This is a genomic window from Allobosea sp. GW821-FHT10B12, from assembly GCF_059415545.1.
Map to the genome: position 1 here is coordinate 156,754 of NZ_JBWKNL010000006.1, position 18,170 is coordinate 174,923.

Sequence of the window (18,170 nt, forward strand, 5' to 3'; positions counted from 1 at the left end):
TCAATCGCCAACGGGTTGAATGTCCCTGCCTGCAACGCAGATGCGCCATGCGGCGGCGCGGCGCAGGAACCGCCGGGGGGCGTCGCTCGTTCTCCCCGCGTGCTTTCAAGGCGGGGGTGAAGCGATGGCAGTGGCGACGGCGAGCAAGGCGAGCGCGAACGGGCCGCATGGGGCGCAGGAACTGCCTTCGGTCTTCGTCACCAGCTATAATCTCGAAATCCGCGATGGCGACGGCTTCCTCGGCGACAAGGCGAGCCGCAGCGCCTTCATGGACCATCTCGCCGAACTGCGCAGTCACCTGGCCGAAGCCGGTGACGATCCGCTGGCGAGGGCCGGCAAGACTGTCAGCAAGTCGGAACTCGACAAGCTGCTCAGCGAGGGCGAGGCGCGCGAGGCGGCGCTGGTGCTGTCGGCGGTCGAACGCTTCGCCCAATCGCTCGCCTTCGTGATCCGCCGGTTCCTGCGGCAGAAGGCCTGGAACCCGGTCGAGCGCATCGTCGTCGGCGGCGGCTTCCGCCAGAGCCGGATCGGTGAGCTCGCGATCGCGCGGGCTGGCATCATCCTGCAGACGGAGGGCTATACGATCGAGCTCATTCCGGTCCGCCATCATTCGGACGAGGCCGGGCTGGTCGGCAGCGCCCACCTCGCGCCCAAATGGATTTTCGAAGCCTATGACAGCCTGGTCGCGGTCGATATCGGCGGCTCGAACATTCGTGCCGGCATCGTTGAATTGCGCCAGGACAAGGCGCCCGATCTGAGCAAGGCCCGCGTCTGGGAAACCGAGCTCTGGCGCCATGCCGACGAGGAGACGAGCCGCGAGGAGGCGGTGAAGCGGCTCGGCAAGATGCTGCGCGAGCAGATCGGGCACGCCGAGAAGGAGGGCCTGCGCGTCGCGCCGTTCATCGGCGTCGGCTGCCCCGGCCTGATCGAGGCGGACGGCGCGATCGACCGCGGTGCCCAGAATCTGCCCGGCAACTGGTCGAGCAGCCGCTTCAACCTGGTCGAGAGCATCCGCGAGATGGCGCCGGAGATCGGCGAACACGACACCGTCGTCGCTATGCACAACGATGCCGTCGTCCAGGGTCTGAGCGAATTGCCGTTCATGCAGGATGTCGAGCATTGGGCGGTGCTGACCATCGGCACCGGGCTCGGCAATGCGAGCTTCCATAATCGGGCGAAGCCGAAGGGCCGGGACAAAGAAAAAGACAAAGACAAGCCGAAGGACGGCAAGGACAAGAAGGACTGAAACTCAGTCCCGCTTCGCCGGCAGCGCCCAGAGCAGCCCGCGCGTCACGATCGCCGGGAATACGGTGAGATGGTCCTCGCCGGGGATGACCTCGCTTGAGAGCTTCAAGCCCGGATAGTTGCGTGAGCGCAGCGCCTGCTCGAACTCGCGGAGATCGGCGATCATGTCGGTCTTGCCGTTGTAGCGCGGATCGCCCGAAGCCTTGTCGATCGTCTCATAGGAGGCGATCGCCATCAGCACGTTCGCCTTCAGCTCCTTGTTGGCTTCAAAGTAGGCGCGCTCGCGCTGAAAGAGCACCTTCTGGTCGAACCAGAGCGATGGGCTGCCGATGATGTAGTGCGAGAACAATTTCGGCTCGCTCAGCAGGACATGGAGGCCGAACAATCCGCCATAGGAGTGGCCTGCATAGATGCTGCGGGTCGTATCGGTGCGATAGGTCGCAGCGACGAAGGGCATCAGCTCTTCGGAGAGGAAGCGGCGATAGCCTTCCGCCTCGCCGAAGACCGGCGGTTTGCCGGACGGGTCTTTCGTCTTCTCGCCGTTCGGCGTCGGGGTGTAGTCACGCCGGCGGCTGTATTCGGGCGTATCACCGACCGAATAGGACAGACCGACCAGGATGAACTCCTCCAGCCCCTTGGCCCGGTTGCCGACCCGGCGGGCGATGGAGCGCACCAGCGGGAAGGCATAGTCGGCATCGGTGACGAAGAGCACCGGGAAACGCCGCCGTGGCTGGCCCTGATAGGATTCCGGCAGGCTGACGAAGATCTCGTAGTCGCGCTGCAGCGCCTTGGCCTTGATCGTCCTGACCTCGGTGCCCTTGAGCACGAAGGGCGGCGGTGTGGCGACACCGCTGGCGGAGGACGGCGGCTCGACGTCGGGCTGCGCGAAGGCGGCAGTGGCGATCAGCATGAAGGCGACGAGGGCAGGCAGGCGAAGCATCCAGGACGTCTCCGACAGGACTGTGCCGGGATCGTGACGGCTCGAGCGACTGTCGCCAAGGCCTATCGCCGCAGACCCGGTGCCTCCAGCGCGAGCCCCTTGGCCCGCACGGCGAGATAGAGTTCGAGCGCGAGGTAGTCGTCGGAACCGTAGTCGAACTGCGTCGCCCTGACGCCGAGCGAGCAGGCGCGCAAACGCCGGTGCAGCGAGCCGAGCCCATTCCATTCGAGCCGGTAGGCGGGGTAGCCGGTGCCGACGCCATGGCTGATCGTGTCGCCGCGCAGCTTCTGGCCGACGAGACCGTCATGGCATTGCGTGCAGGCGAGATTGAGCTGGCCTTGCCGGCGTTCGTAGAAGGCTTTGCCGGCTTCGTAATAGGGCTTAGCAGCGCCCTCCGTCGAGACCGACAGTGGCACGCCCTTCGAGAGCGAGGCGACATAAGCGGTGAGGCCGAGCAGCTCCTGGCTCTCATAGCCGAAGGCCGGCTGCTTCTGCCGGTCGACCCGGCACTGCTCGATGCGGCCCTCGAGATTGATCAGCTTGCCACTTGCTCCGTCGACCTGCGGATAGCGGGTGGCGGCCCCGCGCAGGCTCTGTTTGGGATCGGCGTGGCAGGAGAGGCAGCTCGGCGCGCTGCCCTCGCGGCGGCTGAAGAGTTCCTCGCCCTGCTCGACCCAAAGCCAGCCGGGATTGCGGGCCTCGTCCTCCTGCTGGCGCTGCATCTGCGGCGAGAGGAAGGCGCTGCCCGGCTTGATCTCCTGCGCTACAGCGGCGCCGGCCAGCGCGAGTAGGCTCGCCGCAACGACGCGGCCGGCAGCGCTCATGTCACGACGAGACGAGCGGTGCGGGTGAAGGTCGCCCCGCCATCCTCGCGCCATTCGAAGGTCAGCTCTCCGGTCTCAATGGCGCGGGTGGTGAAGCTGACGAAGGGGTTGGCGGAGACGCCGGTGTGCATGTCGTAGCGGAACACCGGCTCGCCGGCATAGGTCACGGTCAGCCGGTTCAGGATCTTGCGCGGCACGACGCGCCCTTCCGCGTCGACCTGGCCGCCACGATCCATCGGATGGCGGACGAGGACGCGGATCTCGACGATCTCGCCGGCCTTTGCCTCGGCCGGCATGGTGATGCGGGCGTTGAACGATGCCATTGGCCTTAGCCTCCGTCGATGCAGGCGCTCAGCGTCACCACGATGTCGGCATCGGCCATGACATAGCCGCCGCGGCTCAGCGCCGCGATTGCCGCGACCTTCTGCGAGGTGGCGAGGCGCAAGGTGGCGCGGATGTCGGCCCGGCCGCTGCGGGGCGTAAGATGGAAACGCGCCACGTCGGGAAACGGGTTCTTCTCGGCGATGACATGGATCCAGCGGACATGGTCGGCATCCGTCATCGGACTCTTGACCTGAATCGCGACATCGACCGAATTGCCGTTCTCGACCAATTGAGGAATGTCGAAGGTGATGCGGTTGCGCTCGGGCACCGCGCCTTCGGTCACGCGCGCGATCAGCTCGGCGAGCGCCGGCGGTGCCGCCGCCTGAACTGATGCGGGCAAGGCGGCGAGCGCGAGGCCGGCAGCGCCGGCCGCCATGACCTCGCGGCGCGAGAGCGCCGGTTCAGGGTGTACGCAGGCTGGCGAGATAAGTGACGACATCCTCGATCTCCTGGGCATTCAGCGCCGGCCGATCGCGAAAGGCCGGTGCCACGTCTCGCAATCCTTGGTTACGAAAATAGGGCGGCATCACCGTCTGCGGGTTGAGCAGGCTGGCATCGATGAGGCGCAGGCGCAGTTGTCCGACATCGAACCGGCTGGCGACGCCAGCGAGATCCGGGCCGATCGTGCCCTGGAAAGGCTCGTTCGGCTCGGGCACATGGTGACAGATCAGGCAGTTGCCCTGGCTGCGGTCGAGCACGAGAGCCCGCCCGCGTTCGGGATCGCCGATCTTGCCGCCGAGCGGCGCGGGGATCGCGTCGCCGACGACGTTATAGGTTTCGAGCGCGCTGGCTGACGCGCTCGCGAGCGCCAGCACGATCAGCGCGGTCCGGATCGCGGCAAGCCTCACGCCTTGCGCAGATCCGTGTTCTTGAGCGGCAGGTTGCGGACGCGCTTGCCGGTGGCGGCGAAGATCGCGTTCAGCACCGCCGGCGCCGCGACCGCGATGGTCGGCTCGCCGACGCCGCCCCAGAAGCCACCCGACGGCACGATGATCGTCTCGACCGCCGGCATGTCCTCCATACGCACGACCGGATAGGTATCGAAGTTCTCCTCGACCATGCGCCCGTCCTTGACCGTACACTCGCCGAAGAGCGCGGCGGAGAGCCCGTAGACGAAGGAGCCCTCGACCTGGCGCTCGATCTGCGCCGGGTTGACGGCGTGGCCGGGATCGGTCGCGGCGGTGATCTTGTGGATCTTGAGCTTGCCCTGGGCATCGACCGAGACCTCGGCGACGGCCGCGACATAGGAGCCGAAGCCCATGGTCTGGCAGATGCCGCGATGGATGCCCTCTGGCGGCTTCGTGCCCCAGCCGGCCTTCTCGGCGACGGCGTTGAGCACGGCGAGGTGCTTCGGGTGGTTCTTCATCAGTGCGCGGCGGAATTCGAGCGGGTCCTTGCCGGCCGCATGCGCCAGTTCGTCGATGAAGCATTCGAGATAGATGGTGTTCTGGTTGAGGTTGACCCCGCGCCAGAAGCCCGGCGGCACATGCGGGTTGCGCATGGCGTGGTCGATCAGGAGGTTCGGCACGGTGTAACCGATCGAGGCCTCCGGTCCCGGCGGGTTGAGGCCCTGGAACACCGCGGGGTCGCGCCCATTCTGGATGTTCTGCGGGAAGATGCCGGCGACGATCGACTGGCCGGAGATGCGCAGATGCAGGCCGGTCAGGTTGCCGTCCTTGTCGAGCGCGCCAGTGAGCTTGCATTGCGTCACCGGGTGGAAGCGCCCGTGCAGCATATCCTCCTCGCGCGACCAGATCAGCTTCACCGGCGTGCCGGGGATCTGCTTGGCGATGGCGACGACCTGGCGGACCCAGTCATGGACCGCGCCGCGCCGGCCGAAGCCGCCGCCGAGGTCGATCTTGTAGGCCTCGCATTTGGCCAGCGGCAGGCCGGAGGCTTCGGATGCGGCAGCGAGCGCGGCTTCGCCGTTCTGGGTGGGCGTCCAGACCTCGCAGCGCTCAGGCGTGTAGAGCGCGGTCGCGTTCATCACCTCCATGCAGGCATGGTTCTGGAACGGGTAGGAATAGACCTGCTCGATGACGCGGGCGGCATTGGCGATGGCACTTTTGACGTCGCCGTTCTGGTTGCCGACGGCGGCCTGCGGCGCGTCCAGCCCTTCCTTCAGCCAGGCGGCGATGCTCTCGCTCGAAACCTTGGCGTGCTCGCCCTCGTCCCAGGTGATCGGCAGCGCGTCGAGTGCGCTCTTGGCGCGCCACCAGGTGTCGGCGACGACCGCGATCGCGCTGTCGCCGACCGGCAGGACATGCTTGACGCCCGGCATGTCCTTGATCTTGGCGGCGTCGAAGCTCTTCACCTTGCCGCCGAAGACCGGGCAGTCCTTGATCGCGGCGTTCAGCATCCCCGGCAGTTTGAAATCCATGCCGTAGACCTTCTTGCCGGTGGTCTTGTCGGCGGTGTCGAGCCGCTTGAGCGGCTTGCCGGCGATGGTCCAGTCCTTGGGGTCCTTGAGCGGGACGTTGGCCGGCGCCGGAGCCTGGAGCTTCGCCGCGCTCGCCGCGACTTCGCCATAGCGGATCGAGCGGCCGGAGCCCTTATGGGTGATCACGCCCTTCACGGCGCTGCATTCGGCCGCCGGCACCTTCCAGCCATCGGCCGCGGCCTGGACCAGCATCATCCGGGCGGCTGCGCCGCCTTTTCGGACATATTCATGGGATTCGCGCACGCCGCGGCTGCCGCCGGTCGAGAAATTGCCCCAGACCCGGTTGCGGGCGAGATTCTGGCCGGGGGTCGGATATTCGGTGGTGACCTTGGCCCAGTCGCAATCGAGCTCCTCGGCGACGAGCTGAGCGAGGCCGGTCAGCGTGCCCTGGCCCATTTCCGAGCGGGCGATGCGGATCACCACCTTGTCGTCGGGATGGACCACGACCCAGGCATTGACCTCCGGCACCGCGCCTTGGGCCTGTGCCTCGGCGGAGAGCGGGACGGAAAAGCCGAAGCTGAAGGCGCCGGCGGCTGCGGCCGAGCCTTTCAGCATGCTGCGGCGGGAGAGCTTCGTATCGGTCACAGAGGCTAGACTCATGGCGTCCTCCTGAATGCGGATGGCGCTGCGGCGAGGCTGTGGCGCTCGAGCCGTGCGCAGGAAAAAAGGGGAAATCAGATCAGCCGCGGCCGAGCTGGCCGCCGGCGGCGACGTCCTTGATCGCGGCCTTGACGCGGTTGTAGGTGCCGCAGCGGCAGATATTGGTGATCTCGGCGGCGATGTCGGCATCGCTCGGCTTGGGATTGGCCTGCAGCAGCGCGGCTGCGGCCATGATCATCCCGCTCTGGCAGAAGCCGCATTGCGGCACGTCGTGCTCGATCCAGGCCTTCTGGATCGGATGGTTTCCGTCGGGCGAGAGGCCCTCGATCGTGACGATCTTCTGCTCGGCGGTGAGAGCGCTCACCGGCATGGTGCAGGAGCGGGTGGCGACACCATCGATGTGCACCGTGCAGGCGCCGCATTGGGCGACGCCGCAGCCATATTTCGTCCCGGTCAGGCCGATCTGCTCGCGGATGACCCAGAGCAGGGGCGTATCGTCCTCGACCGCAACGTCAATCGTCTTGCCATTGATACTGAGCTTAGCCACCGCAAACCTCCCGGTTTCGATTCCAAGATCGACGAGAGAGCCAGCGCGCCTCGCCGTTTACCCGAGCCGGCCGTCAGCGCCGGATGTGTTCTTTGGAGGAATTCAAACCCAGAAGTACGATTACCGCCAGAGGTTGTACGCTCACCGGCGATCACGGTCCCGTTGGGCTGTTTCTGGGCATAGGTTCTTCGATCCGGACGGCTTTTGCCGGCGCCGCCATGATGCTGTCCGGTTTTCTGTCGAAGACACGGTGCGTCAGCCGCACCGGCATCGGTGTGCTCTCACAGGAATGTGATGCCTTTGCTCAAGTCTCATCTTCCGGTGCGGCCCAGCCGCGAATCCGGCAATGCCGACGTCGATTTCGACATGCTTGCTTTCGACAGCTGGCAATGGCGAGGCTGCGCGACGATGCGAATCAGCATGGCAGGGCAACGATGCCGATGACCTCCCGCTTGCGGCGAGCCTTCCGTCAGTCCAGCAGCGCCGTGCTGCTCGCCTTGGCGCTGCTGCTCTTGCCACTGGCGGCACTGGCGCAGCCGATCGCTGATCCGGCCAGCGCCCGGGCCCGCCTGGATTCCGTTCGCGGCGAGCTCACGCAGATCGAAGCCTCGCTCGCCAACCCGAGTGTCTCGGACGCCGAGCTGCAGCGTCAGCGACTGCGCCTGCAGCCTCTGCTCGACCAGCTGCGCATCCTCACCGATGAGCAGGGGCCACGCACGGAGCAGGCCAAGCTCAGGCTCGACCAGCTCGGGGCGAAGCCGGATGCCAATGCGCCTCCGGAGACGCCGGACGTGGCGCGCGAGCGCGAAACCCGCACCAAGACTTTCGCGGAGGCCGACGAGACGCTGAAGATCGGTCGTGCGACGCTGCTCCAGGCCGAACAATTGCAGAGCTCGATCAGCGATCTCAGGCGCGACCGCTTCGCCAAGGCGCTGTTCGCGGCCGGGCCGTCCATCCTCAATCCCGAGGTCTGGTCGACGACGCTGACGGCTTTCCCCTCCGATCTGCGCGCCTCGCAGTTCATTTTCGGCGACTGGCTCTCGGTTTTCACCTCGGCCCTGTTCAGCCCCCGCGGCGTCCTGGTAGCGTTCGCTTTCCTCGGCGCGATCGCGCTTTATGTCGCGCGTGCCCGTTACATGCCGCGGCTGACGGCGCGACTGGCGTCGAGCGTCGATTCGAGCGACCGCCACATCCTCTATGCGGCGCTCATCCGTGTCGTCGCACGGACGGCGCCGCCGGCACTGGCGAGCTGGCTGATCTATGCCGGCCTGAATACCGCCGGCCTGCTGCCGCCGCGGATCCAGCCGGTGATCCTGGCCGCGGTCTTCGGGCTCGCCCTCTTCGCCTTCGTCCAGGCGCTGGTCGATGCGCTGTTCGCCCCCGGCGAGCCGCAGCGGCGTCTCGCCAGCGTGATGGAATCGACCGCGAAGACTGTGACCCGGCTCGCCGGCTCGCTCGCCATCGTCATGGCGATCGGCAAGGTGCTGGAAGCCTGGCTGCAGGCGATCGCCGCCGGCCTCACCCTGTCGATCATCGTGCGGGGCGTCGTCGCCACCGTCTTCGCGATCATCCTGATTGCCGGGCTCTATCGCCTGCGCGACAATCAGGAGATCGAGGAGGAGGCGTGCCTCGGCCCCTATGTGCCGGTCGACGGCGCGAGCCTCGGGCCGGTGCGCATCCTCGGCTGGGCTGTCGGCCTCGCCATCATCCTGTCGCTGCTGCTCGGCTATGTCGTGCTGGCGACCTTCCTGACCGAGCAGGTGATCTGGCTCGGCATCCTCGCCGCCGTCTTCGTGCTGCTGATGCAGCTGGTCGATCTCGGCATCGTCAGCCAGCTGACCGGCGAGGGCCGCTTCGCGCTGACCCTGCGGGCCGGAATCGGCCTGCGCGCGGCGACGCTGCAGAAGATCGCGGTGGTGCTCGCCGGTGCGCTCAAGATCGTGCTGATCGTCGTCACGATCATGCTGGCGCTGGCGCCCTGGGGACTGGAATCGACGGATCTGACGACGTCGCTGCGAGCCGCCTTCTTCGGCTTCCAGGTCGGTGGCGTCACGGTCTCGCTCTCCTCGATCGTCGTGGCGATCCTGCTCTTCGCCCTCGGGCTGGCGGCGACGCGCTCGCTGCAGGGCTGGCTCGAAGGCAAGTTCCTGCCGACGACTTCGCTCGATACCGGCCTGCGCAATTCGATCACCACGGCGGCCGGCTATGTCGGCTACGCCGCCGCCGCGGCGATCGGCTTCTCGTCGCTCGGCCTCAGCATGGAGCGGCTCACGCTCGTCGCCTCGGCGCTTTCGGTCGGTATCGGTTTCGGCCTGCAGTCGGTGGTGTCGAACTTCGTCTCCGGCCTGATCCTGCTCTGGGAGCGGCCGATCCGGGTCGGCGACCAGGTGCTGGTCGGTGACGCCGAAGGCATCGTCAAGCGCATCAATGTCCGCTCGACCGAGATCGAGACCTTCGATCGCTCCTCGGTGATCGTGCCGAACTCGAACCTGGTCTCTGGCGTGGTCCGCAACCGCGTCCGCTCCGATCGGACGGGCCGGGTGCTGATTTCGATCAGCGTGCCGCGCCGGCTCAACCCGACCGAGGTCCGCGCCATGCTGCTCGACGGGGCCGAAGCGCATGGCGACGTGCTGAAGAAGCCGCCGCCGAACGTGCTGTTCAAGAAGCTCGGTACGACGACGATGGATTTCGATCTGATCTGCGTCGTCGGCGAGGTCGATATCGTCGGGCGGGTCACCAGCGACCTCAATTACGTCATCCACAGGCGCCTGACCGAGATGGAGACACCAGTTCCGACCGAGCTCACGGTCAAGGGGCTGGAGGGCGTCGAGCATTCGCTCGGCGAGATCGCTGCGGCGGTGTCGAAGGAGATCGGCCGCCGCGCCAAGCCGGCGAGCGGGCGCGTCACCATCAAGCGCTCGGGCCCGGAGCCAGAGGCCGAGGCAGAGCCTGAGGAAACGCAGGCTCCCCCGCCCGCCAAACCGGAACCGGCCGCGAGCGGCGGCAAGGACGAGACCAAGGACTGATGCGATGCGCCTTCCCTTCGCTTCCACCGCGCGCCAGCGGCTGCGGTCGATGAGCTGCCCCGCTGCGCTTGCGGCAGCTTTGTCGCTGCTGAACCTCGCCGGTTGCACCGAGCCAGTGCGGACACAACCGGCCTTCTATCGCGATCTCGGCTCGCCCTCGGCCAGGGTCGATGCCGAGGCGGCACGCGCGACCATCTCGGCCTATCGGCTGAATGCCGGCCTCGGCGCTCTGAAGCTCGATCCCGAGCTGATGCAGGCTGCCGAGCAGGAAGCCGCTGCGATGGCGGCTGCCGACAAGCCGGCCCAGGCCGAGGCCGTGAAGGCGAAGCTCGCACGAGCGGGGCAGGCCGGCGCTGAAGCCAATCTCTCGGCCGGCTACAGGCGCCTCGCCGAAGCTTTCTCCGGCTGGCGCGACTCGCCGCAGCATGACCGGGTGATGAAGGCTCCGAACGCGACGCGCATGGGCATCGCCTCCGCCTACGCGCCGGGCTCGAAATACCAGGTCTACTGGGCTCTGGTGGTCGCGCCCTGAGCCAGCGCAGCCGGCGCAATCATTCGATCGCGAAATCGAAGGACGTCCTCGGAAACGGCTCCTTCGCCAGCGTGAAGTGCCACCATTCCTTGCCGTAGCCGCGGAAACCTTCGGCCGCCATCGCTGCGGCGAGGGTTTCGCGGTTGCGGCGAGCCTCGGCCGTGATCCAGGGATGGCCGAGAGCGCTCTGCTCCGAGAAGCAGTCGAAGCTCGTACCGAGATCGAGCCCGGACTCGCGTGGGCGGGTGGCGAGCGGGCCATCGCAAGGCCCGGCTTCTGCAGGTGTCGGCAAGGCGGCCTCGTCGGCGCGGATCAGGCCGACATCGACGGTGGAGCCGCGCGAATGGCTTGAATTGCCGGCGATGTAGCCTCTGGCGACGAGTTCACCGCGGCCGATGCCGGGATGGAAGATGCGGCCGAGTTCGGACGCGCCGGGCCGCTTCACCCAGTCGTTGAAGGCAGCAACCGCGCGCGCCGGACGATAGCAGTCGAACAGCTTCAGCCCGTAGCCCTGTCGTGCGAGCCGCTTTTCGGCGCGGATCAAGGCGTCGGCAGCCGCACGCGTCAGGACGCATTCAGCCCGGCCGTAGCCGGAAACGGCCGCGCCGGTGAAATTGAACGGCGTCGCATAGCGGATGTCCTGCGCGATCGTCGGCGCGAGCTCGCGCAGTCGCACGAAGCCCGCTGGCAGCGGCTCGGCGTAGAGGGGGCGCGAGGCAAGCGCTAGCAAGGCGGCTGTCAGCACCCGCTTGGCGATCACAGCGCGCCGCAAGCCGCAGCTCAGGGCTTGGCGCCGACCGGCAGCGGCGGCGCATCCGCCTTGAGTACGATGCCGACGCGGCGGTTGAAGGCGAGATAGGGGTTGTCCTTGACCAGCGGCTCGGTGTCGGCCTTGCCGGTGACCGAACTGAAGCGCTCATCGGGCACGCCGGCATTGCCGAGGAACTCGCGCACCGCTGCGGCGCGGCCGACCGAGAGCGCCCAGGGGTTGCCGGGTGCGATCGTGCCTGGCCGCTGCGAAGCCGTGTGGCCGGTGATCGCGATCTTGTTGGACATGCGCCGCAGCGTCGGCGCGATCGCGGCGAGCAGCCTGCGCATGCGCTCGTTCGGCTGGACCGAGCCTTCGTCGAACATGGCGCGGCCGTCCTGGTCGACCAGCTGGATGTCGATGCCCTGCTCGGAGACCTCGATCAGGATGTTGCGCGAGAGCTCGCCGATCTCGGGCATCTCGCGCAGCGCCTGGCGCAGCGAGGCGGCCGCGAGCGCAAAGCCCCGGTCATGGGTGGCCGCGACCAGCCCGTCTTCCTTCTGCTGGTTGTGGTTCGGCGCGGTGTTGTCGGAGGCGTCCTCGATCGGGCGGACATAGGCGTTCTTGATATGTGTCTTGGTCGGGATGCCGTCGACCTCGACGATGCCGGCGAGCTTGAAGTCGCGCTGCGTGCCGAAGGCCTCGCGCATCGAGCCGGCGACGATCTGGAGCTTCTGCTTGTCCTGGCTGGAATAGGCCGCGACCATGACGAAGAAGGCCATGAGCAGGGCCATGAGGTCGGCGAAGGTCACGAACCAGCCGTGACCGCCATGCCCGCCTCGTTTCTTCTTGGCCATCGGCTAAGGTCCGCTCAGGTCGCTTCGGCCATCTCGGCCCTGTGATGATCGGGCAGATAGGCGAGGAGCATTTCGCGCACCAAAGTCGGGCTCTTGGCATCGCGCATCTGCAGCACGCCATCGATGATCAGCGTGCGCGAGATCTCCTCTTCCTCCAGCTTGATGTGCAGCTTGTCGGCGATCGGCAGCGTGATCATGTTGGCGATCACGGCGCCATAGAGCGTCGCCAGCAGCGCTGTCGCCATGGCCGGGCCGAGCTTGGAAGGGTCGGACATGTTGGCGAACATCGTCACCATGCCGAGAATCGTGCCGATCATGCCCCAGGCCGGAGCGCAGTCGCCGATGGCGCGATAGACCTTCGAACCTTCATCGAGCCGCTGGAGGAAGTTGTCGCGATCGCGCTCCATCGTGTCGCGGATGAAGTCCTTGTCGTAGCCATCGGCGATGTAGCGCAGGCCCTGGGCCAGGAAGGTGTCGGAAACCTCGACATTCTCGAGCGCAACCGGGCCGCTCTTGCGGTTGATCTCGGCGACGCGGGTGATCTCGTCGATCAGCTCGCGCGGATGGATCGAGCGCATGGTGAAGGCGAAGCGCAGCCCCATCGGCAGGCCGTGCGCGATCACCGAGAACGGAAAGCGGATCATCGTCGCGGCCGCAGCGCCGCCGAAGATGATGATGACAGCGTGCTTGTCGTAGAAGGCGGCGAAATTGCCACCGTCGATGATGATGATCGCGCAAATAGTGGCGATGCCGCCCAGAATGCCGACGCCGGTCGCGATATCCATGGATGCCATCCCAAGCCGGCCAGACCCGGCATTCGGCCGGGCCCAAGCTTTCGCTGTCCCGGAAACCATAAGGAGCGGCAATTGAAGGAAGCGTTAAGGTTGAGGGCTTGCTCACGCCGCAGCCTCGGCTAAAGCTTTTGGCAATGTCTCTGCTTGCGATCTACGCCCGCGTCCTCGGCGAGCTCGGCCCGGAACGGCGCCTCGGGCTCATTCTTGCGCTCGCCAACGTCGCGCTGGCGGGCGCCGCCTTCGCCGAGCCGATGCTGTTCGGCGCGCTCATCGACAAATTGACCAGCCTGCAGACCGCCGGCACGCGCCCGGGCTGGGCCGATATCAGCACCTTGCTCGCCGCCTGGGTCGGCTTCGGCCTGTTCAACATCGGCGCCGGCGTCTTCGTCGCGCTCTTCGCCGACCGGCTGGCGCATCGCCGCCGGCTGGCAGTGATGGCGAATTATTTCGAGCACGCGCTGACGCTGCCGCTCGCCTACCATACGCAGACCCATTCCGGCCGCGTGCTCAAGGTGATGCTCGAAGGCACCAGCGGCATGTGGGCGCTGTGGCTCTCCTTCTTCCGAGAGCATTGCGCCAGCTTCGTCGCGCTGTTCATCCTGCTGCCGTTCACGCTGTGGAAGAACTGGCAGCTCGGCCTGGTGCTGATCTTCCTCGTCGTGCTGTTCGGCACGCTCACCGCCTTCGTGCTGCGCAAGACCGACAAATTGCAGAGCAATGTCGAGGCCTACCATTCCAGCCTCGCCGAGCGGGCCTCGGATGCGCTCGGCAATGTGCCGGTGATCCAGAGCTTCACCCGGATCGAGGCTGAGGTGCGCGGCCTGCGCAACACCATCACCAGCCTGCTCGAAGCGCAGATCCCAGTGCTGACCTGGTGGGCGGTGGCCACCGTCGCGACGCGCGCCTCGGCGACGCTGACCGTGCTTTCGATCTTCGTCGTCGGCACCTGGCTGCTGATGCAGGGCCTGACCACGGTCGGCGAGATCGTCACCTTCATGGGCTTTGCCACCATGCTGGTCGGCCGGCTCGAGCAGATCGTCGCCTTCGTGAACTTCATCTTCATGCAGGCGCCGAAGATGCGCGAGTTCTTCGAGGTGATCGACACGCTGCCGGCGGTGCGCGACCAGCCCGGTTCGCCCGATGCCGGGCGGCTTGAAGGCCGGATCGCCTTCGACGACGTCTCCTTCTCCTATGATGGCAAGCGTGCTGCCGTCGCCGACGTCTCCTTCGAGGTGAAGGCTGGCGAGACCATCGCGATCGTCGGCTCGACCGGCTCCGGCAAGTCGACCACGCTTGGCCTGCTGCATCGTGCCTTCGATCCGCAATCGGGCCGCATCCTCGCGGATGGGCGCGACATCCGTGAGATCTCGCTGCTCTCTCTCCGGCGCAATATCGGCGTCGTCTTCCAGGAACCGATGCTGTTCGCGCGCTCGATCCGCGAGAACCTCACCGTCGGCAAGCCGGACGCGACCGATGCGGAGATGATGGAAGCGCTCGACCGGGCCCAGGCCACTGAGGTGATGGCGCGCCAGAGCGACGGGCTCGACACCATCGTCGGCGAGCGCGGCCGCACCCTCTCAGGCGGCGAACGCCAGCGCCTGTCGATCGCCCGCGCGCTGCTGAAGAACCCGCCGATCCTGATCCTCGACGAGGCGACCTCGGCACTCGATGCGGCGACCGAGGTGAAGCTGCAGAAGGCGCTCGACGAGGTGATGAAGGGCCGCACCACCTTCGTCATCGCGCATAGGCTCGCGACGATCCGCAATGCCGACCGGATCCTGGTGTTCGAGCAGGGCAAGGTGATCGAGATGGGCTCCTTCGAGGAGCTGGTCGCCAAGGGCGGGCGCTTCGCCGCCCTGGCGCGGGCGCAGTATCTGGTGACCGACAAGCCTGTTGCGACCGAGCCTTCGTCACTGGCGAGCAAAGGCATCGTCGACGGCTGAGCGCCGCGTCATTGCTACCTCTCAGGTAATCGACTGGCCGCCATCCCAGACGCATGGTCCCTGCCGTCGCGGGCTCGAAGCCCGCTCCGAACGGGAACTGCATCATGACCGCCTACGCCATCGCCCATCTGCGCGACGTCGACCTGAACGCCGAGATCGTCGACTACATCAAGCGCATTGACGAGACGCTCGTGCCCTTCGGTGGCCGCTTCCTGATCCATGGTGTGACGCCCGAGGTCATGGAGGGGCCTTGGGAGGGCGATCTCGTCGTCATCGCCTTTCCGGACCGCGACGCTGCCCATGGCTGGTACGCTTCGCCGGCCTATCAGGCGATCCTGCCGCTCAGGACGCGCAATTCGCGCAGCGCCGCGATCATTCTCGACGGCGTGCCGGACGGGTACAAGGCGACCGATTTCCTGGCCAAGCTGGGCTGACTGTCAGGGCGCGGGTTCGTCCGGCAGGTGATGCAGGCAAGGGTCGAGCTTGACGTGGTCTGGCCCGAATTGCTCCCAGCTGCCGCTGACGATGACGCGCTCGCCCGCTTTTCGGCCGTTGTCGCCATAGGTGACGCAGAGTACCTGCGGGTCGGGCGCCTGGCACAGGCCGAGATAGGTCAAGCCGGCGCCGGTCTTGACCATGGTCAGCGGCCCCTCGACCTGGATGGTGACGAGCTCGCCTTCCCGGCCGGCCAGCGATTTCAGCGCAGCGCGCAACTCGCCGCAGCTCGCACGGAAGGACGGCTCCGGCTGGGCGCGCGTCGCTGCCGGGCCCGCAAGCAGCGCCGCGCCGGTGAGGAGAGGGAGATAGACAAGGCGAAGATCGAGCGCGCTCATCACGCTGGTCTCGGCTTGCTTTGTGGCGCCTTTGCGAAAGACAGGCGGCGCGGCCGAGGCAACAATCGCGTGTCACAGGCGTGCCGTTGTGAGATCATTTTCGGCGCGTACTCGCCTCTCTCCTTTTCCAACGACGGATCCATTGCCTGACATGATGATCGCCCGCCTCGCCTGCGCCTGGGCCTCGGTCGCAGCCTTCCAGCTCTTCGGCGGCACGTTGCTCGCACAGCTCGGCGCTCCCATGCCGTCTCTGCTGATCTTCGCCTGGCTGCTCGGCGTGATCGTCTGGTCGGCCTTCGGCGTGGTGCACGAGGCGGAAGAGCTGGCGCACCGGCTCGGCGAGCCCTATGGCACGCTGATCCTGACGCTCTCGATCGTGATCATCGAGGTGGCGCTGATCTCGGCGGTGATGCTGGGCGCCAAGGGTGCGCCGACGCTCGGGCGCGACACCATGTTCGCGGTGTTGATGATCGTGCTCAACGGTGTCGTCGGCATCGGCCTCCTGATCGGCGGTCTCCGGCACTTCTCGCAGAGCTACAACCTCAAGGGCGCCTCGGCCTATCTGGCGGTGATCATCCCGCTGACGCTGATCCCGCTCGTGCTGCCGAACTTCACCACCTCGACCGCGGACGGCACGCTGACCACCTTCCAGTCGGTCGCCTTCTCGCTGTTCACCCTCCTGCTCTACGGTGCCTTCCTGATCCTGCAGACCGGCCGGCACAGTGTCTTCTTCAAGGAGCCGGCGGGCGAGTCGAACATGCCCTACGGCGCGGCCTATGCCCGGGCCAGGATGCAGCCAGATCCCGAACTGGCGTCAGCGCCTGCGTCCGATGCCGAGCCGGCTGAGGAGCCGCCGCATCCGCAGTCGGGAGGTTCGACGCAGTCGCATGTCATCCTGCTGCTCGCCAACATCCTGCCGATCGTGATCCTGGCGAAGAGCCTCGCCGTGGTGCTCGACTTCGGCATCGCCAAGCTCGGCGCGCCGGTCGCGCTCGGCGGCATCCTGATCGCCATGGTGGTGTTCACGCCCGAATGCATCGCGGCGCTCAAGGCGATCACCGCCAACCAGCTGCAGCGGGCGATCAATCTCTGCCTGGGCGCTGCAGCCTCGACGCTCGGGCTGACGGTGCCGGCGGTCCTGGTCATCGGCCTGCTCACCGGGCAGCAGGTCGTGCTTGGCCTCTCCGGCACCAACATGGTGATCCTGTCGATGACGCTGCTCCTGAGCACCCTGACCTTCACCGGCACGCGCACCACCATGCTGGAGGGCGCAGTGCACCTCTCGGTGTTCTTCGTTTTCCTGGTGCTGGTCTTCAGCCCCTGACCACGAGGCTCGGCGGCAGGCATTGACGAGGTGGCATCTTGCCTGTACCAATCGGTCCAGTCTTTACCGATTGGTACAGGAAATTTGCCATGAGCGAAGCAAGGCCGCCTTTTCCGCCGTTCAGCGAGGACACCGCGATCCTGAAGGTCAGGGCCGCCGAAGACGGCTGGAACGGACGCAATGCCGCCCGGGTCGCGCTGGCCTATACCGAGGACTCGCGCTGGCGGAACCGGGCCGAGATATTCCAGGGCCGGGCCGCGATCGAAGCCTTCCTCACCCGCAAATGGCAGCGCGAGCTCGACTATCGGCTGATCAAGGAACTCTGGGCCTTCACCGGCAACCGCATCGCCGTGCGCTTCGCCTATGAATGGCGCGACGATTCCGGGCAGTGGTACCGCTCCTACGGCAACGAGAACTGGGAATTCGCCGAGAACGGCCTGATGGCCCGCCGCCATGCCAGCATCAACGACCTGCCGATCGCGGAAGCGGCGCGGAAGTTCCATTGGGACGCGTCCGGCCCGCGCCCGGCCGACCATCCCGGCCTCAGCGATCTCGGCCTATAAGGGCTGATGGCAAGACGAATCAGCGAGCGGGTCGACCTGCTGCCGGTGCTCGGCGAAATCTTTCGCGACTACGGCTTCGAGGCGGCGAGCCTGTCCGTGATCGGCGCGCGCACCGGGCTCGGCAAGGGCAGCCTCTATCACTTCTTCCCGGGCGGGAAGGAGGAGATGGCGAAGGCGGTACTGGACGAGATCGACGGCTGGTTCGAGAGCGAGGTGTTCCGGCCTCTCCGAGCGGACGGCGATGCCGCGGCCGCGATCGAAGCGATGCTCGTCGCGGTCGACGGCTATTTTCGCTCGGGCCGCCGCATCTGCCTGGTCGGGGCGCTGGCCCTGGCCGATTCCCGCGAGCGTTTTGCCGCGCAGATCGCCGGTTATTTCGCCGCCTGGCAGGATGCGCTCGCCGGCGCGCTCACCCGCAGCGGTCATGCCGATCCGGACGGGCTGGCGGAAGAAATCCTGGCCCTGATCCAGGGAGGGCTCGTCCTGGCGCGGGCTCGCGACGAGGCCGTGATCTTTACAAGGTTGCTCGCACGGCTGCGCCTCAGGCTGCAGCCTGCCGGTTGAGCGATC

General features: G+C 66.8%; 19 protein-coding genes. 8 read left to right on the forward strand and 11 right to left on the reverse strand.

The window, feature by feature from the left end; translation table 11 throughout:
* Positions 1-124 precede the first annotated feature (124 nt).
* Positions 125-1,246, forward strand: a complete 1,122-nt coding sequence (locus AC07O0_RS20845; RefSeq protein ID WP_494625595.1) for an ROK family protein — start codon at positions 125-127, stop codon at positions 1,244-1,246.
* Between the two features lie 3 nt (positions 1,247-1,249).
* Here the strand turns inward: AC07O0_RS20845 and AC07O0_RS20850 are convergent, their stop codons facing one another.
* The 7 genes from AC07O0_RS20850 to AC07O0_RS20880 all read right to left on the reverse strand — a co-directional run bounded on the left by AC07O0_RS20850 (position 1,250) and on the right by AC07O0_RS20880 (position 6,980).
* Positions 1,250-2,185 (reverse strand): alpha/beta hydrolase, encoded by a 936-nt coding sequence (locus AC07O0_RS20850; RefSeq protein ID WP_494625596.1) that lies wholly within the window; start codon positions 2,183-2,185, stop codon positions 1,250-1,252.
* A gap of 62 nt (positions 2,186-2,247) precedes the next feature.
* Positions 2,248-3,009, reverse strand: coding sequence for a sulfur oxidation c-type cytochrome SoxA (gene soxA / locus AC07O0_RS20855; RefSeq protein ID WP_494625597.1), 762 nt, complete (start codon positions 3,007-3,009; stop codon positions 2,248-2,250).
* Positions 3,006-3,332 carry a thiosulfate oxidation carrier complex protein SoxZ gene (gene soxZ / locus AC07O0_RS20860; RefSeq protein ID WP_494625598.1) on the reverse strand — a complete coding sequence of 109 codons (327 nt, stop codon included), beginning with the start codon at positions 3,330-3,332 and terminating at the stop codon, positions 3,006-3,008. The genes soxA and soxZ overlap by 4 nt, the downstream gene beginning before the upstream one ends.
* 5 nt (positions 3,333-3,337) lie before the next feature.
* Entirely contained in the window at positions 3,338-3,832 is a 495-nt protein-coding gene (locus AC07O0_RS20865) for a thiosulfate oxidation carrier protein SoxY (RefSeq protein WP_494625599.1), read from the reverse strand.
* Entirely contained in the window at positions 3,795-4,241 is a 447-nt protein-coding gene (gene soxX / locus AC07O0_RS20870) for a sulfur oxidation c-type cytochrome SoxX (RefSeq protein WP_494625600.1), read from the reverse strand. Before soxX ends, AC07O0_RS20865 begins: the two co-directional genes overlap by 38 nt.
* Positions 4,238-6,433: a xanthine dehydrogenase family protein molybdopterin-binding subunit gene (locus tag AC07O0_RS20875; RefSeq protein WP_494625601.1), complete on the reverse strand. Its 2,196-nt coding sequence runs from the start codon at positions 6,431-6,433 to the stop codon at positions 4,238-4,240. Before AC07O0_RS20875 ends, soxX begins: the two co-directional genes overlap by 4 nt.
* Positions 6,434-6,512: 79 nt before the next feature.
* Positions 6,513-6,980 (reverse strand): (2Fe-2S)-binding protein, encoded by a 468-nt coding sequence (locus tag AC07O0_RS20880; protein WP_494625602.1) that lies wholly within the window; start codon positions 6,978-6,980, stop codon positions 6,513-6,515.
* A gap of 434 nt (positions 6,981-7,414) precedes the next feature.
* Here AC07O0_RS20880 and AC07O0_RS20885 point away from each other — a divergent pair, with 434 nt between their 5' ends.
* Both AC07O0_RS20885 and AC07O0_RS20890 read left to right on the forward strand, forming a co-directional pair.
* Positions 7,415-10,006, forward strand: a complete 2,592-nt coding sequence (locus AC07O0_RS20885) for a DUF3772 domain-containing protein (protein WP_494625603.1) — start codon at positions 7,415-7,417, stop codon at positions 10,004-10,006.
* A 4-nt stretch (positions 10,007-10,010) separates the two neighbouring features.
* Positions 10,011-10,538, forward strand: coding sequence for a CAP domain-containing protein (locus AC07O0_RS20890; protein ID WP_494625604.1), 528 nt, complete (start codon positions 10,011-10,013; stop codon positions 10,536-10,538).
* Positions 10,539-10,557: 19 nt separating this feature from the next.
* Here AC07O0_RS20890 and AC07O0_RS20895 read toward each other — a convergent pair whose 3' ends face one another.
* From AC07O0_RS20895 to AC07O0_RS20905, 3 genes are read right to left on the reverse strand one after another with little or no spacing between them, the layout of a single operon-like run.
* Entirely contained in the window at positions 10,558-11,310 is a 753-nt protein-coding gene (locus AC07O0_RS20895) for a M15 family metallopeptidase (protein ID WP_494625605.1), read from the reverse strand.
* 8 nt (positions 11,311-11,318) lie between these two features.
* Entirely contained in the window at positions 11,319-12,143 is an 825-nt protein-coding gene (locus AC07O0_RS20900) for an OmpA/MotB family protein (protein WP_494625606.1), read from the reverse strand.
* Positions 12,144-12,157: 14 nt separating this feature from the next.
* A complete protein-coding gene (locus tag AC07O0_RS20905; RefSeq protein ID WP_454028491.1) occupies positions 12,158-12,928 on the reverse strand; it encodes a motility protein A in 771 nt (256 codons plus the stop codon).
* Between the two features lie 143 nt (positions 12,929-13,071).
* On the opposite strand from AC07O0_RS20905, the gene AC07O0_RS20910 reads away from it, so the two are divergent.
* Together AC07O0_RS20910 and AC07O0_RS20915 are read left to right on the forward strand one after the other, a co-directional pair.
* A complete protein-coding gene (locus tag AC07O0_RS20910; protein WP_494625607.1) occupies positions 13,072-14,880 on the forward strand; it encodes a glucan ABC transporter ATP-binding protein/ permease in 1,809 nt (602 codons plus the stop codon).
* 104 nt (positions 14,881-14,984) lie between these two features.
* The gene (locus tag AC07O0_RS20915) at positions 14,985-15,314 is read left to right on the forward strand and encodes a DUF1330 domain-containing protein (protein WP_494625608.1); all 330 of its coding nucleotides are present in this window, start codon (positions 14,985-14,987) and stop codon (positions 15,312-15,314) included.
* A gap of 3 nt (positions 15,315-15,317) precedes the next feature.
* Here the strand turns inward: AC07O0_RS20915 and AC07O0_RS20920 are convergent, their stop codons facing one another.
* Positions 15,318-15,713 (reverse strand): hypothetical protein, encoded by a 396-nt coding sequence (locus tag AC07O0_RS20920; RefSeq protein WP_494625609.1) that lies wholly within the window; start codon positions 15,711-15,713, stop codon positions 15,318-15,320.
* A 151-nt stretch (positions 15,714-15,864) separates the two neighbouring features.
* Here AC07O0_RS20920 and AC07O0_RS20925 point away from each other — a divergent pair, with 151 nt between their 5' ends.
* The 3 genes from AC07O0_RS20925 (at position 15,865) to AC07O0_RS20935 (ending at position 18,164) form a co-directional block, all read left to right on the forward strand.
* Complete coding sequence (locus tag AC07O0_RS20925) at positions 15,865-17,037, forward strand: calcium:cation antiporter (RefSeq protein WP_494625610.1); 1,173 nt, start codon at positions 15,865-15,867, stop codon at positions 17,035-17,037.
* A gap of 89 nt (positions 17,038-17,126) precedes the next feature.
* Positions 17,127-17,600, forward strand: coding sequence for a nuclear transport factor 2 family protein (locus AC07O0_RS20930; RefSeq protein WP_494625611.1), 474 nt, complete (start codon positions 17,127-17,129; stop codon positions 17,598-17,600).
* A 6-nt stretch (positions 17,601-17,606) separates the two neighbouring features.
* Positions 17,607-18,164, forward strand: a complete 558-nt coding sequence (locus AC07O0_RS20935) for a TetR/AcrR family transcriptional regulator (protein ID WP_494625612.1) — start codon at positions 17,607-17,609, stop codon at positions 18,162-18,164.
* Positions 18,165-18,170 lie beyond the last annotated feature (6 nt).

Coding starts and splice junctions, on each gene's coding strand:
- AC07O0_RS20845 (WP_494625595.1), top strand. CDS start 125: ATGGCAGTGGCGACGGCGAGCAAGGCGAGCGCGAACGGGCCGCATGGG.
- AC07O0_RS20850 (WP_494625596.1), bottom strand. CDS start 2,185: ATGCTTCGCCTGCCTGCCCTCGTCGCCTTCATGCTGATCGCCACTGCC.
- soxA (WP_494625597.1), bottom strand. CDS start 3,009: ATGAGCGCTGCCGGCCGCGTCGTTGCGGCGAGCCTACTCGCGCTGGCC.
- soxZ (WP_494625598.1), bottom strand. CDS start 3,332: ATGGCATCGTTCAACGCCCGCATCACCATGCCGGCCGAGGCAAAGGCC.
- AC07O0_RS20865 (WP_494625599.1), bottom strand. CDS start 3,832: ATGTCGTCACTTATCTCGCCAGCCTGCGTACACCCTGAACCGGCGCTC.
- AC07O0_RS20875 (WP_494625601.1), bottom strand. CDS start 6,433: ATGAGTCTAGCCTCTGTGACCGATACGAAGCTCTCCCGCCGCAGCATG.
- AC07O0_RS20885 (WP_494625603.1), top strand. CDS start 7,415: ATGCCGATGACCTCCCGCTTGCGGCGAGCCTTCCGTCAGTCCAGCAGC.
- AC07O0_RS20890 (WP_494625604.1), top strand. CDS start 10,011: ATGCGCCTTCCCTTCGCTTCCACCGCGCGCCAGCGGCTGCGGTCGATG.
- AC07O0_RS20900 (WP_494625606.1), bottom strand. CDS start 12,143: ATGGCCAAGAAGAAACGAGGCGGGCATGGCGGTCACGGCTGGTTCGTG.
- AC07O0_RS20905 (WP_454028491.1), bottom strand. CDS start 12,928: ATGGATATCGCGACCGGCGTCGGCATTCTGGGCGGCATCGCCACTATT.
- AC07O0_RS20910 (WP_494625607.1), top strand. CDS start 13,072: ATGTCTCTGCTTGCGATCTACGCCCGCGTCCTCGGCGAGCTCGGCCCG.
- AC07O0_RS20915 (WP_494625608.1), top strand. CDS start 14,985: ATGACCGCCTACGCCATCGCCCATCTGCGCGACGTCGACCTGAACGCC.
- AC07O0_RS20920 (WP_494625609.1), bottom strand. CDS start 15,713: ATGAGCGCGCTCGATCTTCGCCTTGTCTATCTCCCTCTCCTCACCGGC.
- AC07O0_RS20925 (WP_494625610.1), top strand. CDS start 15,865: ATGATGATCGCCCGCCTCGCCTGCGCCTGGGCCTCGGTCGCAGCCTTC.
- AC07O0_RS20930 (WP_494625611.1), top strand. CDS start 17,127: ATGAGCGAAGCAAGGCCGCCTTTTCCGCCGTTCAGCGAGGACACCGCG.
- AC07O0_RS20935 (WP_494625612.1), top strand. CDS start 17,607: ATGGCAAGACGAATCAGCGAGCGGGTCGACCTGCTGCCGGTGCTCGGC.